The sequence below is a fragment of the Asticcacaulis sp. P2_C5 genome, from assembly GCF_056404555.1.
The window spans coordinates 204,432-218,894 of the sequence record NZ_JBFUDU010000008.1 but is presented as its reverse complement, the minus strand read 5'-3'; the positions used below and the strand labels follow the sequence as shown (position 1 = coordinate 218,894).

General features: G+C 62.2%; 14 protein-coding genes. 7 read left to right on the top strand and 7 right to left on the bottom strand.

The features are described 5' to 3' along the window. Positions 1-8: 8 nt before the first annotated feature. The gene (locus AC1DXO_RS15750) at positions 9-1,289 is read right to left on the bottom strand and encodes a NupC/NupG family nucleoside CNT transporter (RefSeq protein ID WP_476979119.1); all 1,281 of its coding nucleotides are present in this window, start codon (positions 1,287-1,289) and stop codon (positions 9-11) included. Positions 1,290-1,347: 58 nt separating this feature from the next. Further along, complete coding sequence (locus AC1DXO_RS15745) at positions 1,348-2,844, bottom strand: tetratricopeptide repeat protein (protein WP_476979118.1); 1,497 nt, start codon at positions 2,842-2,844, stop codon at positions 1,348-1,350. A 222-nt stretch (positions 2,845-3,066) separates the two neighbouring features. Between AC1DXO_RS15745 and AC1DXO_RS15740 the strand changes: the two genes are divergently transcribed. Next, entirely contained in the window at positions 3,067-4,695 is a 1,629-nt protein-coding gene (locus AC1DXO_RS15740) for a CHAT domain-containing protein (RefSeq protein ID WP_476979117.1), read from the top strand. 3 nt (positions 4,696-4,698) lie between these two features. Here AC1DXO_RS15740 and AC1DXO_RS15735 read toward each other — a convergent pair whose 3' ends face one another. Next, positions 4,699-6,252 carry a hypothetical protein gene (locus tag AC1DXO_RS15735; protein WP_476979116.1) on the bottom strand — a complete coding sequence of 518 codons (1,554 nt, stop codon included), beginning with the start codon at positions 6,250-6,252 and terminating at the stop codon, positions 4,699-4,701. A gap of 142 nt (positions 6,253-6,394) precedes the next feature. Here AC1DXO_RS15735 and AC1DXO_RS15730 point away from each other — a divergent pair, with 142 nt between their 5' ends. Together AC1DXO_RS15730 and AC1DXO_RS15725 are read left to right on the top strand one after the other, a co-directional pair. Continuing rightward, positions 6,395-7,096 carry a response regulator gene (locus AC1DXO_RS15730; RefSeq protein ID WP_476979115.1) on the top strand — a complete coding sequence of 234 codons (702 nt, stop codon included), beginning with the start codon at positions 6,395-6,397 and terminating at the stop codon, positions 7,094-7,096. Between the two features lie 5 nt (positions 7,097-7,101). Next, positions 7,102-8,457 (top strand): ATP-binding protein, encoded by a 1,356-nt coding sequence (locus AC1DXO_RS15725; RefSeq protein WP_476979114.1) that lies wholly within the window; start codon positions 7,102-7,104, stop codon positions 8,455-8,457. Between the two features lie 67 nt (positions 8,458-8,524). Here the strand turns inward: AC1DXO_RS15725 and AC1DXO_RS15720 are convergent, their stop codons facing one another. Genes AC1DXO_RS15720 through AC1DXO_RS15705 form a run of 4 tightly spaced genes read right to left on the bottom strand, consistent with a single transcriptional unit; the run spans position 8,525 to position 10,440 of the window. Continuing rightward, positions 8,525-8,743 carry a hypothetical protein gene (locus AC1DXO_RS15720; RefSeq protein WP_476979113.1) on the bottom strand — a complete coding sequence of 73 codons (219 nt, stop codon included), beginning with the start codon at positions 8,741-8,743 and terminating at the stop codon, positions 8,525-8,527. A 51-nt stretch (positions 8,744-8,794) separates the two neighbouring features. Beyond that, positions 8,795-9,601, bottom strand: coding sequence for a pyrroline-5-carboxylate reductase (gene proC / locus AC1DXO_RS15715; RefSeq protein ID WP_476979112.1), 807 nt, complete (start codon positions 9,599-9,601; stop codon positions 8,795-8,797). A gap of 2 nt (positions 9,602-9,603) precedes the next feature. Further along, positions 9,604-10,152 (bottom strand): type III secretion system chaperone family protein, encoded by a 549-nt coding sequence (locus AC1DXO_RS15710; protein WP_476979111.1) that lies wholly within the window; start codon positions 10,150-10,152, stop codon positions 9,604-9,606. Positions 10,153-10,176: 24 nt separating this feature from the next. Then, positions 10,177-10,440: an accessory factor UbiK family protein gene (locus AC1DXO_RS15705; protein WP_476979110.1), complete on the bottom strand. Its 264-nt coding sequence runs from the start codon at positions 10,438-10,440 to the stop codon at positions 10,177-10,179. Between the two features lie 165 nt (positions 10,441-10,605). On the opposite strand from AC1DXO_RS15705, the gene lgt reads away from it, so the two are divergent. The 4 genes from lgt (at position 10,606) to AC1DXO_RS15685 (ending at position 14,366) form a co-directional block, all read left to right on the top strand. Further along, a complete protein-coding gene (gene lgt / locus AC1DXO_RS15700) occupies positions 10,606-11,457 on the top strand; it encodes a prolipoprotein diacylglyceryl transferase (RefSeq protein WP_476979215.1) in 852 nt (283 codons plus the stop codon). After that, positions 11,457-12,527, top strand: coding sequence for a class I SAM-dependent methyltransferase (locus tag AC1DXO_RS15695; RefSeq protein WP_476979109.1), 1,071 nt, complete (start codon positions 11,457-11,459; stop codon positions 12,525-12,527). The genes lgt and AC1DXO_RS15695 overlap by 1 nt, the downstream gene beginning before the upstream one ends. Before the next feature lie 9 nt (positions 12,528-12,536). After that, on the top strand, positions 12,537-13,346 hold the full coding sequence (pgeF, locus tag AC1DXO_RS15690; protein ID WP_476979108.1) for a peptidoglycan editing factor PgeF: 810 nt from the start codon (positions 12,537-12,539) through the stop codon (positions 13,344-13,346). Between the two features lie 84 nt (positions 13,347-13,430). Then, positions 13,431-14,366, top strand: a complete 936-nt coding sequence (locus AC1DXO_RS15685) for a ribose-phosphate pyrophosphokinase (protein ID WP_476979107.1) — start codon at positions 13,431-13,433, stop codon at positions 14,364-14,366. Positions 14,367-14,463: the final 97 nt, after the last annotated feature.

Here is a 14,463-nt window from a genome sequence, read left to right as displayed (position 1 = left end):
TAGAAACCTTATAGGCCATACACCGCGTTCGGCAAGGCCCCGACCACGGCCGCCGACAAGCAGGTCGCCAGGAAGCCGGCGAACAGGGCTTTCCAGATCAGGCTGAAGATTTCCGGCCGTCGCGCCGGCATCAGGGCGCCGAAACCCGCCGCCGAGATACCGACCGAGCCGATATTGGCAAAACCGCACAGGGCGTAGGTCAGGATGATGCGCGTGCGCGGCGTCATGTCCGACACCGGAATGGCGGCCAGCTTCAGGAAAGCAACGAACTCGGTCAGCACCATCTTGACACCGAGTAGCCCGCCGGCCGTCTTGGCTTCATTCCACGGCACGCCGATCAGCCAGGCCAGGGGCGTGAAGATATAACCGAGGATGCGTTCGATGGTGATCGGCTCACCGCCAACATGGTAGAAGTTGCTGAGGATCATGTTGGTCAGGGCGACAAAGGCCACCATGACGATCAGGATGGCGGCGATGTTCATGGCCACCATCATGCCGTCCTGGGTGCCCTTGGAGACGGCATCGACCACGCTGTCATATTTCAGCGAGCTGTCGTAATCGATCTTTTCCGCCTTGCGGTCCAGCAGCTCCGGCACGATGATCCGCGCCAGCAGCACGCCGGCCGGAGCCGAAACAATGGCGGCAGCCAGGATATGGCCGCCGGCATTGGGAAGGACGTCAGACAGGATGAGCACATAGGCGACCATGGTCGAGCCGGCGACATTGGCCATGCCGACGACCAGCATGACGAAGACTTCCGAGCGGCTCAGCTTGTCGAGATAGGCGCGGATGATGATCAGGCTTTCGACATTGCCGACGAAGATGTTCGACGCCACGCCCAGGGCCGATGCCCCGCCAAGCCCGATCGTCTTTTCGAAAATGACGCCGAAGAAGCGGATGATCAGCTTCAGGATGCCGATATGCCATAGAAGAGCAGACAACGACGCGATGACCAGGATCAAGGGCAGGACGCGCAGCGCAAAGACGAACAAAGCGCCTTCGTTGGTCACGGCATAGGGCTGCGCACCGCCGCCCATATAACCAAAGACGAACTGCATGCCACGTCCGGTGGCTTCGCCCAGCGCCGCCATGCCGGCGCTGATGCCTTCCAGCACGACGTGCGACTTCGGAATGGCAAACAGCATCAGGATCAGCAGGACCTGGACGCCGATGGCCCCAACCGTCAGCCATATCGGAAACTTTTTCTTGTTTTCCGACAGGCCCCAGCACGCCAGCAGGATGACAACGATGCCCAGCAGGCTCTGCAAATTTTCCGTGCCGTAATGCATTTACGCTATCCCCTTAAAAGGAGATCATATTCCGTACCAATTGTAACCTTGGCAAGGGTTATTTTGCAGTGCGATCTTTGCGCCATGCGGCGCCCAGCACTGTATCGAAGATCTCCTTGCGGTCCGCCGGCGTTTGCAGGCCACCGGTCGCGGCCTGAAGGCGCGTCATGTTGCTCAGCACATAGGCCTGGCCGTGTGCCGCCGCGGCCGCCGCATCATAGGCCGCGTCGATATCCGTAGATATACCTTGGGCCAGCAGGGTCCGGGCCAGCATGGAGTCGACGCGGATCGCCACGCTGGAATTGGGGCTGTAGGGCGCCAGTATCTGCCGCGCCTGTTCAAGATCGCGTCGTGCGCCGGCATAGTCCTGAGCCGACATTTGTATCGCCGCCCGCAACATCAGGGCGTCCGCCGTCCGCGATGAGGTCGGCGCCGTGGCCAGACGTGTGACCAGAACCTCCTCGACCAGGGCTCGCGCCGCGTCCATGTCACCCGTCTTGAACTTGAGATTGGCCTGGACCAGAATATAGCTCAGCGAACGGTCGAACTTGCGATCGTGATTCTTCAGATTGATCGCCAGGGCCTGCGCGACCGCCGCCTCGGCCTTGCGATATTCGCCCTGGTATTGATAGGTATTGGACAGGTCGTTATAGACCCCGCCCAGCAGGACGTCGGCAAAGTCGCCCAGCGGTGTCAAAACATCGACCGCCTTCAATTGCAGGGTCATGGCCTCATCAAGCCTGCCGGTATAGACAAAGACCAGGGCCAGGTTCTGGTAGGCGCGGCCCAGGATCTGCGGGACCTGCGGCGTCGAATCCTCGGCGATACGCAGGGCGCGGCGGAAGTCGGCCTCCGCCTCGTCGTACCGCCCCATGCGACGCAGGGAATCGCCCAGAACGCCCAAGGTGTCGGCAATATCGGGATGGCCGGGTGACTGCATGCGTTCGCGCAGGGCAAGAGCCTGTTCGGCCAGGACGCGTGCGCCTTCATAGTCGCCGAGCGTAATCTTCATGTCGGCATAGTCGGTCAGGGTCGAGGCCAGATAGATATTAGGCTTTGCGTCGGGCGCGCTCATGATCGCCACTGCCCGGTCGAACGGCGCCATGGCGTCGAGATACACGCCCTTGTATTTGAGGGCCAGGGCCAGCATCGACCACGCCGCGCCCGACTGCCATTTTTCGTCCGGCGTTTTCGCCAGCCTTTCCATATTCTCGGCCGCCTCACGCGTCATGGCGATGGCACGTTCGGGATCGGAATCGAGATAGGCATTGGCCAGGGCCGCTTCGGCGGCGTAGGTCTTGAAATGATCCTTCCCAAGCGTGGCGATACGCTGGTCGTAGGCGGCTATGCACGGCGTCTCCGCGGTCTGCATGGTGGCGGCAATACTGGTCTCGCACACCGCGGCCAAGGCGTCGCCGGTCAGTTCCAGATTCTTGCCCTTCTGTGCCAGAGCCAGGGCCTGTTGTGCCATGGCCAGGGCTTCGTCGAGCTTGCCGTCCAGCGACAGGGCGTCGGACTGCTTGATCAGGTCATCGACCGTTGGGGCAGCCGCCATAGCCGGCATAGCCGCCAGAACCACAGCGCAAGCGCCAAGCATAATGCCTTGCCGTATAAGCGAAAATACCACTTAGCGCCCCTGTTGCGATCTGTTATGGACGGCAGTAAAGGCGCGCCGCGTCGCCCTTGTCAACGGGCGGCATAACAGAATTATTTCGACCTTGACATAGAGCGTCCGCCGTCACCATTGTCAGGCAAAATCGGGGAGAGGCGCCTTATCATGATCGCTGTCAAACGGCTTGTGCTGGCTATGGTATGTACGCTGGGCGCTGTGACCGGTACGGCCTCGGCGCAGGATGCCGTTCCGCTGCGCGCCCCGATCGATGAAGCCTTCCAAGCCGCGCAATGGGCGGATCTGTCGGTGACCAGCCAGGCCCTGGCGCGAGCGGCCGCGCGCAGTTCGGCGCGCACACCCGAGCTGAAGGACCTGATCGACCGGCTGATCGTGGCGCGCCAGCAATATGACGCCCTCGACCAGGCGGCCAATGCGGCGCGCGGCGGGACCAGCGAGGCCGCCAAATACAAGGCCCGCACCCTGTCGGAAGCCGCCGACAAGGCCTATGGCGAGGTCCAGTCGCTGTCGGCCACGCTGAGCCATGACTATCCCGCCTACGATTCCCTGGTCGCCCCCTTCCCCATCACCCTGGCCGACACCCAGGTCCTGCTGGCACCGGACGAAGCCCTGGTAATGATCCACCCGACCGCCGACGGCACCTATATCTTCGCCGTGCGCAACACCGGCACGACCTGGTACCGCAGCGACGCCACGGCCCAGTCGCTGCGCCCCGATGTCGACGCCCTGAGGTTCGCCCTTGATCCCGGCCGTGAAGCCCTGCGCGGCACGCCGACGTCGCGCGGCAGTCCGGTCGACGCCTCCGGCCTGCCGCCGGAATTCACTTTCTCGCGCCAGACCGCCTATCGCCTCTATGGCCAGGTCTTCGCTCCCGCCGAACCGGCCCTGAAAGGCGCCAAGGTGGTCTATGTGGTGGCGTCGGGACCGCTGTCCTATCTTCCGCTGTCGGTTCTGGTGACCACGCCGCCCAAGGGCAGTGACCACGATCCCCGCGCCCTGCGCAAGACCGACTGGCTGATCAAATCCTATGCCCTGGCGACCCTGCCGTCGGTCAACAGCCTGAAATTCCTGCGCGGCGCGCAAAAGACGGGTGCTGCCGGCCACGGTTTCCTTGGCTTCGGCTCACCCGATCTCAGCGCGGCCGAAGTCGCTAATAACCTGGTCCCCCTGCCCGGCGCCCAGGCCGAGCTGTTGGCCATGGCCAAACTGTTCGATGATGGTCCCAATGCCGCAAAGCAGGTCTATACGGGCGCCAAGGCGACGGAAAAAAGCCTGCGCAACGCCGACCTGTCGCAGGTCCGTATCATCGCCTTCGCCACACATGCCCTGCGCGCCGGCGAACTGGAAGGTCTCGATGAGCCGGCCCTGGTTCTCAGCGAAGATGGCGCGATCGGCGACAGCAATAATGACGGCCTGCTGACCGCTTCGGAAGCCGCCAACCTGCGTCTCAATGCCGACTGGGTGATCCTGTCGGCCTGCAATACGGCTTCCGGGCGCAAGGCCGTGGGAGTCGAAGGCGACGAGGTCCTGTCCGGCCTGGCGCGCGGCTTTCTGGCGTCGGGCGCCCACAGCCTGGTCGTGTCGCACTGGCGCGTGGCCGACCAGTCGGCGGCGCGCCTGACCTCGACAGCGGTCCGCTACTATGTCGGCGGCAAGTATGGACGGGCCGAGGCCTTGCGTGCCGCCATGCTCGACATGCTCGGTGATCGCACGAACCCGTCCGACGCCAACCCGGCCAACTGGGCCGCCATGGTCGTGGTCGGCGAAGCGCGTTGAGGATCAGTTGTACGGCGGAAATATCGGATAGGACTCGATAACCCCATATTTGGCCACAGCCGCCTGGACATCCGCGCGTGCCTTTACGGCTTCGAAGCGCGCCGCCATCTGTGCGTCGATCGGCGTCGGATGCGGTAAGGCCAGGTAAGTCTGCATATCGACCAGGGTCGCATTGCGCAGGTCCGGGTCGTCAAGCCGGCTGATGATCAGTTGCGCCAGGCCGTCACCGTCATCAGCACACAACAGCGCGGCTTCATACGGCCCGTAACCCTCGTCGGCATGGGTTTTCATAAAGGCCATGGACCTGGCGAGGCCGGCCTTGTCACCGGTCTGGGCGTAGGCGCAGGCCCGCACCTCCTCCGCCGACATCAATCCGTAGATGCTGGCGCCGTCGCCCTCGTCGTCGATTCCCTTGACCGCCGCCAGGGCATCGGACGGCCGGCCCAGGCTGTTGTAGATGTCGCCCAGATTGATCGTCTGGCTGACTGTGTCGTCCTTGGCGGCCAGAGCGATGTCACGCGCCTTCAACTGCGCCGCCAGCACCTCGTCGTGACGCCCCATCTTTGCCAGTACGCGGCTGCGGGTGTCATAGAGCCAACGCAACTGGTCGTCCTGGTCCGTGAAGGCCGGTTTGTCCTTAGGCGCCTTTTCCGCCCTGGCAATGGCGGCATCCAGCACAGCCAGGGCTTCGGGCAGGCGGTTGCGCTTCAGCAAAGCGCTGCCCAACGACTGCGCTCCGGCCAGAAGGCCCGGATTCGCGGCAACCTTCGCCGTCAGTTCGGCCAGTTCGCCGTCCAGCGCCCTGCTCACATCGCCACTGAAAGGCGCGTCGACCATGAACCGATTATAGCGCTTGTCGACACGCAAGCCGATAATCAGGTCCGGATCGGTAAGGACCGCCGCGATCTGCCGCGCCTTGTCGTCCATGCCCTTGGCGGCATAGATTTCCAGCAGCGACGACCAGAACCCCTGGGGGGACCAGAAGGGATCGTCCGGCGTATATTTGGCATCCCACAAGGCCTCCAGAAGCTTCTGCCGCGCCACATTGCCATCTTTCAACTGGGCCGACCGTCGCACGACATTGCCGACAAACGGCATGTAGAGCTCGCTGGCGCGCTCCGGCTCAACATTGATAGCCTGGGTCAGGGCCTGCACGGCGACGGCATCGTTATCGAGATGCAAGGCCACCTGGGTCAGCTGAATCCAGTAATAGCGGCTGGGGTTGGTAACTATGTCCTGCACCTTCATCAGGTGATCATAGGCCGCCGCATAATCTTTCAGGTCCTCTTCGGCCAGCGCCAGCATGAAATAGGCCGATGCCTTGACCGAAGTGGACGCGGTGGCGAAATCGGGCGCGGCGATCATAGCGCGCATATCGGCCGCCGCTTCCGCCGGTTTTCCATTGTCAATATTGGCGGCAGCGGCATCAATCCGCGCCTTCGCCGTCTCGGCAGCCGGCGCGACGGCCGGCAGCTTGACGATATGGCCGTCGGCCAGTGCCGGACCGGCGCTCAGCGCCCCGATTGCGACGGCTGCAAGCAACACAGGTTTCAACATGTTTCCCTCCCCTGAACAGTTGCCTGAAAACTAAACGGCTTATGGCCGCTTGTCATCCGATTTGCGTGCAAAACGGCTTTACATTTGGGGCGGATTGGTGACGATTGCGCTTTAATAACTAACCTGAAGGACGACTCGCACCATGAGCCTGGCCACAGGGCAGAACGATGCCACGGTCCGCCACCTCCTCGTTGTCGATGACGACGACCGCATCCGCACCCTGCTGAAGGAATTCCTCACCCGGCAGGGCTTTCGCGTTACGGCCGCCGCCCATGCCGACGCCGCCAAGCGCATGCTGCAACTGCTCGATTTCGACCTGCTTATCGTCGATGTCATGATGCCGGGCGAAGACGGCTTTTCGCTGTCGAAATGGGTGCGCGCCAATTCCAATGTGCCGATCCTGATCCTGACAGCGCGCGGTTTGCCCGACGACCGTATCATGGGCCTCAGTATCGGCGCCGACGACTATTTGTCGAAACCCTTCGAGCCGCAGGAACTGCTGCTGCGCATCGAAGCCATACTGCGGCGCACAGGTGTTAAGCCGGCCCTGCCGAAGTCAATCACCATGGGCGCGTTCAGTTTCGACCTGGAACGCTCCGAACTGAGCAAGAGCGGCACTCTGGTTCGCCTGACAGAAGCCGAGTCGCAACTGCTCAAATACCTGGCCGAACGCGCAAATGTCGCGGTCGATCGCATGGATCTGGCCAAGGACAGCGTCGACACCACCGGCCGCGCGGTCGACGTCCAGGTGACTCGCCTGCGCCGCAAGATTGAACAGGATCCAAAGAATCCGCGTTACCTCCAGACCGTACGCGGTAAGGGCTATATGCTGGCGCCCGACTAGCTGAGATGAAACTGCCCAAGCTCCGCGTCCTGTCGACGATCCTGAAGCGCAACTTTCCGCGCACCCTGATGGCGCGCGTGCTGCTGATCATCGTCCTGCCGATCGCCATCATGCAGGTCCTGATCACCTGGGTCTTTTTCGACCTGCACTGGGAAACCGTGACCGCCAAGCTCTCGGAAGGCCTGGCCGGCGACGTCGCCTGGGCGGTCTCCGCCTATAAGGAAGAACCGACCGATGCCAATCTGCGCAAGATCAAGCAGCAGGCCTTGGAGTCGATGCAGTTGTCGATCACGCTGAAAAAGGGCGACGCCCTGCCGCCCAGCCTCCGTCCGACCATCTTCGTGGCCCTGAACCGGACCATAGACCGCGCCCTGCGGGATCAACTCGACGATCCCTACTGGTTCGACACAACGCGCTTCGAAGGCTATGTCGATATCCGCGTCAAGGTCACCCAGGGGACCTTGCGCATCATCGCACCCAAGGACCGCGCCTACGCCACCACCGGCTACATCTTCATCTTCTGGATGTTGGGTGCGACGTGGCTGCTGACGACCATCGCCATGCTGTTCATCCGCAACCAGGTCCGCGCCATCGAACGCCTGTCCCAGGCCGCCGAACGCTTCGGGCGCGGCGAGGACGATCCCAATTTCAAACCCTATGGCGCCACCGAAGTGCGTGCCGCCGCCGAGGCCTTCCTGAAGATGAAGGCGCGTATCCAGCGCCAGATCGAACAGCGCACAACCCTGCTGGCCTCGGTCAGCCACGATCTGCGCACGCCCCTCACCCGCCTCAAGCTCGAACTGGCCATGGGCGAACAGGACGAACCCAACCGGCGCATGAAGCAGGACGTGTCGGAAATGGCCTATATGATCGACGAATACCTGGCCTTTGCGCGCGGCGAAATGGCGGAAAACACCGACAGCGTCTCGGTGCGCGCGCTGATGGACACGATTACCGACAACGTTAAGCGCACGGGCCACAGGCTGCAAACCGAACGGCTGGAGCACGACCTGCGCATCAACATCCGCGAAATGGCGATACAGCGCGCCATTACCAATCTGGTCATGAACGGCTTCCACTATGGCAAGCACGTCGCCTTCCGCGCCGAACTGAGCGAAGACGATGGCCGCCAGATGCTGCATTTCCTGATCGATGACGACGGTCCGGGTATCGCGCCGGAACGCCGCGAAGAAGCCTTCAAGCCGTTCAACCGCCTCGATGATTCACGCAACCAGAACATCCAGGGGGTGGGGTTGGGCCTTGCCATCGCGCGCGACATCGTCCGTGGCCATGGCGGCGACCTGTTGCTCGATACATCACCGATGGGTGGCCTGCGGGCGCTGATCAGCATACCCGCCTGAGAAAGCTCCGAAGGGCCTTTCGCATTCGGCTACATCTAAAAAGAACACCATGATTTTACAGTAACTTTCAACGCGGAAAGCGCCGAAAAGTCGGAAAGACGCGGAAAAAGAGCAAGCTGTCCCATTCTCGCCCGAAGGGCATGCGTTCCACGCCTTTGTCAATCGCATGAAAAGAGGGCGCTTCGCGCGGGAGCAGTAATCTCCTGAATTTCGGCGTCTTTCCGACTTTTCGGCGCTTTCCGCGTTGAAAATAGCTGTCGTCTGCAATGTGTTTTATGCCGTCCATGCCGCCCCCATACAGCCTGTACCGCTGCCAGCCGAGGTCGGAGCAGCCGGCCTACCCCAGTTCCTTGGCGCGCTTATAGGCCGCCAGAACCGACGCGCTCAACAGTTCATCAATTCCAGAACCATCGTAGCGAAGCACTTTCAAGGCTGCCTCTGTCGTCCCGCCCGGCGACGCGACCTTCTTGATCAGGTCCTCGGGATCAGCGCTAGTGCCGTCCAGCAGGCTGGCGGCCGAAATCAGCGTTGCCCGGGCAAGCACCCTCGCCTCCTCGGACGATAGCCCCGTTTCCAGGCCGGCTTTTTCCAGGGCACGCACAAAGGCATAGACGTAGGCCGGGCCCGAGCCGGATACCGCTGTCGCCGAATCGATCAGGTCTTCGCTATGCAGCTTGACCACAGCCGCCATCGGCTCGAACATGGCCCGCGCCGCCGCCATGGCCTCCGAGCGTTCAGCATATATGCTGGCAACGCCCTTGCCTGTAGAGACACCCGTCGTCGGCATGACCCGCGCAATGGCATGGCCGGCAAAGGCGTGTTTCAGATTTCCGGTCGTCACCCCGGCCATGACCGAGATCAGCGTTGCGTCGGGATTGAGATTGCCGTGCAGAATCTGGGCGACAGCATGCCAGCCCTGAGGCTTGACGGCCAGGATAACCGTCCGCGCTTCTTTCCAGGTTTCCGGCGACGGATTGAGCCTGGCGCCCTCGGCGGCGTAGGCCAGGGCCTCTTCGCCCGGCACTAGATCCAGTATCATGATGTCGGCCGGCTTGGCCTGGCCCTTTAGGCGAAACCCCTTGAGAATGGACGATCCCAGCGCACCGGCGCCAATCAGCAGGATGGGCTTGGTCGCAACGTCCATGCTCAGGCTTCTCCTTGCGTTTCGAACAGGCAGGCGGCGAAGGCATCGCGCGCCAGAGCTGCGCCCTTGAACCAAAAATCGAAGGCTGGATAAAACCGGTCGACCGCCTCGGCCGCGCTGTTGATCATGTGGGCGCTGGCCACGACCGAAGCGCGTTCCAGCGGATTGAGCGCCACCGTATGGCGGAACACCACGTCATAAAGTCCCATGCCCGCGGCCTCGCCCTCGGAATCGCGGAAAACCTCGAAATGACCGAACCAGACGTGCTGGTTGACGATGGCGAGCAGTTCGTAAAGCCCGGGCAGACGGTCCTCGGTCAGCGGCTTTCCGGCCCCCGACTCGACGTCCAGCGAGCAGCACAGTTGCAGGCACTCGCCCTCCGGCCGCCACGAGAACCACATCTCATAGGTCCGCCAGTCGCCGGTCAGGGCAAAGCCCAAATCGCCTTCGGGCGTGCGTTCGAACTCCAGCCCCTCCTCCGTCAGGATGGACTCCACCACATCGAGCGGGTCGAAAGTGGCATCGCTGTCATATTCCTGGGGCGTCGTCATGGGTTTCCCTGATTATACTCTGGTTCAGTCTTGCGGCAGGTCGAACTCGGGCTTTGCGCCCTTGCCCTTCGGCTTGGCAAGAAGACTCGCCACCTGCGCTTTAAGTTCGGCGACTTCGGCCCGCAAAGCCTCTAACTCGTCACGGCGGACGAGATCCATATCGGCGACGAAGCGGTCGGCCTGCGAACGGAAGGCGCTTTTTGCCTCCTCACCCGCCGCCTGAGCCAGCGACATGGCCGAGGTGGTCATCTTGGCCAGTTCGTCGAGGAATGGATTTTGGCTTTGCACGGCAGACGCTCCCTAAAATGCTTCACGCATTCAATATAGAGGCTTCTCCCTCAGTCGACAAAGTTTTTCCATGATTCTGCGCTCAATGTCTTCCTTTTGTGGCGACTTGTCACAGGGAAGTTGGTAAACGACGCAACGCTTACGGGGAGACGTCCTTTCATGCCTTTGACCTTGCCGGACATCAATCCGGTTCTCCTGCAGCTTGGCCCCATAGCCATACGCTGGTACGCCCTGGCCTATGTGGTGGGCATCGTCCTGGGCTGGCAATATATCGCCCGCATGCAGCGCAATACCGCCTTATGGGCGCCACGCAACGCGCCGCTCGAAACGGACCAGGTCGACGATCTGATCCTGTGGATTACGCTGGGCGTCATCCTGGGCGGTCGGATCGGCTACATCCTGTTTTATGACGCCTCGATCATCTGGACCAACTTCTGGGAAGTCTTCATGATCGGCCACGGCGGCATGTCCTTCCACGGCGGTTTTTTGGGCGTGGTCGTGGCGACCGTCGTCTACTGCCGGCTCAAAAAGTTCAGCCTGGCGCAGACCCTCAATATCGGCGACCTGTTGGCCGTTGCGGCACCAATCGGGCTGTTTTTCGGCCGCCTGGCCAATTTCGTCAATGGCGAGTTGTGGGGGCGACCAACAGACGCGCCGTGGGGTATGATCTTCTGCAACACATACAGCTGCGGCGGCGGTGCCGGAGTCGTGCGCCACCCCAGCCAGCTCTACGAAGCCGGCTGCGAAGGCCTGATCCTGTTCGCTGTCCTGTGGTACCTCAGCCATGTCCGGGGCGAGTTCAAGCGTCCCGGTCTGTTAATGGGCGCCTTCATTGCCGGCTATGGTGTCTTCCGCATTATCATCGAGAACTTCCGCGAGCCCGACGAACAGATGTTGCCCTTCTTCAAGAACGTCATCACCATGGGGCAAAGCCTGTCCCTCCTGATGGTGCTGTCGGGGACCTTCTTCATCTGGTTCGCCCTGCGTAACGCGAAGATCGAAACGGCCACCAAATAATGTCGCTAAAAGCCCGCCTGATCGAACAGATCGCGCTCGAAGGCCCTATGTCGGTTGCCGACTACATGGCGCGCTGCCTGCTCGATCCGCTCGACGGCTATTACAGCCGGCGCCCGGCGCTCGGCGCCGAGGGCGACTTTATAACCGCCCCCCTGATCTCGCAGATGTTCGGCGAAATGATCGGCGTCTGGGTGGCCCAGACCTGGCTGGCCCTCGGTTCGCCGGCGGCCTTTCGCCTGGTGGAAATCGGCGGCGGCGACGGCACGCTGATGACCGACATCCTGCGGGTGGCCAAGCAGGTGCCGGGCCTGCACGACGCCGCCCAGGTGGTGATGATCGAGCCGTCCCTGCCGCTGCGCATGGTGCAATCTCAGGCCGTACCCGGCGCCATCTTCCTGCCCGATGTCGATGCCCTGCCGCAGAGCCTGCCCCTCATTATTATCGCCAACGAAGTCCTCGACTGCCTGCCCGCCCGCCAATATGTCCGCACCGAAGACGGCTGGCATGAACGCCTGGTCGGTTTGCGCAACAACGACCTGTGCTTCGGGCTCAGCGCTGAAGCGAGCCCTGCCGTCAAGTTCGAACCGGCCAATCCGGGCGATGTCGTCGAATATTCCGCCGAGCAGGTGCGTTTCACAGCCGCCTGCGCGCACAAGCTGAAAGCCACGTCCGGCGCCATGCTGCTGATCGACTACGGCCGGGACGCGAGCGAGACCGGCGACACCCTTCAGGCCCTGAGCCACCATGAAAAGCGTGATCCGCTCGACTCGCCCGGTCTGCACGACCTGACCGTCTGGGCCGACTTTCCGCTCGTTGCCGCCACCGCGTCCAGCGCCGGATTGAAGGTCTCACCGGTCGTCGCGCAACACGTCTTCCTGCAACGCCTTGGCATAGCCACCCGCCTCGACGCACTTGAAACGAAGAACCCTGACCAGGCCGCCAAACTGCGGCGCCAGTATGAGCGGTTGATGGCCCCGGATCAGATGGGCGAGTTGTTCAAGGTCGTGGCCTTCGCCTTTCCGCCCGAACTGCCCCTGTTCGCCCTTGAAGCGAGCCCGCCTTCGCCGTAAAAGCCCGCCATGTCTCCTTTGCCGCCCCGCATTCTTCATCCGCTGCTCGACCTGCCGGGCATCCAGCACGGTTTCTTCACCCGTCAGGGCGGCGTATCGGAGGGTGTCTACGATTCGCTCAATATCGGCCTGGGCTCGAAAGATGTACCCGAAGCTGTCCAGGAAAACCGCCGCCGCGTCGCCGCCTGCTTCAACCGGCCGGCCGATCATCTGCTTAGCCTGTACCAGATCCATTCCGCGACGGCGCTGGAAGTGTCCGGTCCGTGGCAACAGGACCGCCCGGAGGCCGATGGCCCAAAAAACTATCGCCCCGAAGCCGACGGCCTCGTTACCACCACGCCAGGCCTGATCCTGTCAGCCCTGTCGGCCGATTGCGCGCCCCTGCTGTTTGCCGATCCGGAAGCCCGTGTCATCGGCGCGTGCCATGCCGGCTGGAAGGGCGCCTTGTACGGCATGATCGAGACCACCATCGCCCTGATGGTCGAAAAAGGCGCCACACCAGCCAATCTGCGCTGTGTCGTCGGTCCCTGTATCGCCCAGATCTCTTACGAAGTCGGCGCCGACTATGCCGAGACCTTCGCCGCGCATGACCCCGACAGCCCGTCGTTTTTCATTCCCGGCAGCAACGCGGACAGGCGTCAGTTCGACCTGCCGGGCTACTGCCTGATGCGCCTGCGCCGCGCTGGCCTGACTCAGATTGCCGCAACAGGTCACGACACCTGTGCCGACGAAGCGCTGTTCTTTTCGAACCGGCGTAACTTCAAACTGGGGCTGCCTGATTATGGCCGCCTGGTCTCCGCCATCGCCCTACGGGCCTGAGGTTTTTTAAGGTTTACGACGTTTAGGCCTTGAACCACGGCCAACCCCTGCTAAAAGCCGCCGCAAGTGTAACGGGACTCTGCCATGAAACTGCTCGCCGCCAATTCCAACCGGACTCTGGCCCAGGCCATCGGCGACTATCTCGACATGCCATTGACCAAGGCCCGCGTTCAGCGCTTCGCCGATCTCGAAATCTTCGTCACCATCGATGAAAATGTCCGCGGTGAAGATGTCTTCGTCATTCAGTCGACCAGCTACCCGGCCAATGACAACCTGATGGAACTGCTGATCTGCATCGACGCCCTGACCCGGGCCTCGGCCAAGCGCATCACGGCCGTCCTGCCCTATTTCGGCTATGCCCGCCAGGACCGCAAGACGGGCGGGCGCACGCCCATCTCGGCCAAGCTGGTCGCCAACCTGATCACCCGCGCCGGCGCCCACCGCGTCCTGACCATGGATCTGCATGCCGGCCAGATCCAGGGTTTCTTCGATATTCCGACCGACAACCTGGTCGCCATTCCCTTCATGGCCAAGGATGTCCAGGCCAATTACCGCAATCCCAACGAGTTGATGATCGTCTCGCCCGATGTCGGCGGCGTGGTCCGCGCCCGCGCCCTGGCCGACCGGCTGGGCACTGACCTGGCGATTGTCGACAAGCGCCGTCCGCGCGCCGGTGAATCCGAGGTCATGAATATCATCGGCGACGTCACCGGCCGCAACTGCATCCTGTTCGACGACATTGTCGACTCCGCCGGCACCCTGTGCAACGCCGCCAAGGCTCTGATGGAACGCGGTGCGGCATCGGTTTCGGCCTATGTCAGCCACGGCGTCCTGTCGGGTGAAGCGATGAACCGCGTCGACAAATCGGTGCTCAAGGAACTGGTGATAACCGACTCGATCGAGGCGACCGAAGCCATCCGCACGCACCCCAAGGTACGCATTGTCCGCGTCGCGCCGCTGATCGGCGAAGCCATACGGCGCATCGCCAATGAAGAGTCAGTTTCGAAGCTGTTCGACTAATAAATATTCGGGATTCCACATCAAAACTATTTGATCGGTTGGCCATAAAGCGGGCATAAAGCCGCCATTAGCCGCAAGTCGTTGTTTTAGCTAATTT

Bases quoted from the DNA above. Each gene is read 5' to 3' on its own strand.
- AC1DXO_RS15750 (WP_476979119.1), bottom strand. From the start codon at position 1,289: ATGCATTACGGCACGGAAAATTTGCAGAGCCTGCTGGGCATCGTTGTC.
- AC1DXO_RS15745 (WP_476979118.1), bottom strand. From the start codon at position 2,844: ATGGCGGCTGCCCCAACGGTCGATGACCTGATCAAGCAGTCCGACGCC.
- AC1DXO_RS15740 (WP_476979117.1), top strand. From the start codon at position 3,067: ATGATCGCTGTCAAACGGCTTGTGCTGGCTATGGTATGTACGCTGGGC.
- AC1DXO_RS15735 (WP_476979116.1), bottom strand. From the start codon at position 6,252: ATGTTGAAACCTGTGTTGCTTGCAGCCGTCGCAATCGGGGCGCTGAGC.
- AC1DXO_RS15730 (WP_476979115.1), top strand. From the start codon at position 6,395: ATGAGCCTGGCCACAGGGCAGAACGATGCCACGGTCCGCCACCTCCTC.
- AC1DXO_RS15725 (WP_476979114.1), top strand. From the start codon at position 7,102: ATGAAACTGCCCAAGCTCCGCGTCCTGTCGACGATCCTGAAGCGCAAC.
- AC1DXO_RS15720 (WP_476979113.1), bottom strand. From the start codon at position 8,743: ATGGACGGCATAAAACACATTGCAGACGACAGCTATTTTCAACGCGGA.
- proC (WP_476979112.1), bottom strand. From the start codon at position 9,601: ATGGACGTTGCGACCAAGCCCATCCTGCTGATTGGCGCCGGTGCGCTG.
- AC1DXO_RS15710 (WP_476979111.1), bottom strand. From the start codon at position 10,152: ATGACGACGCCCCAGGAATATGACAGCGATGCCACTTTCGACCCGCTC.
- AC1DXO_RS15695 (WP_476979109.1), top strand. From the start codon at position 11,457: ATGTCGCTAAAAGCCCGCCTGATCGAACAGATCGCGCTCGAAGGCCCT.
- pgeF (WP_476979108.1), top strand. From the start codon at position 12,537: ATGTCTCCTTTGCCGCCCCGCATTCTTCATCCGCTGCTCGACCTGCCG.
- AC1DXO_RS15685 (WP_476979107.1), top strand. From the start codon at position 13,431: ATGAAACTGCTCGCCGCCAATTCCAACCGGACTCTGGCCCAGGCCATC.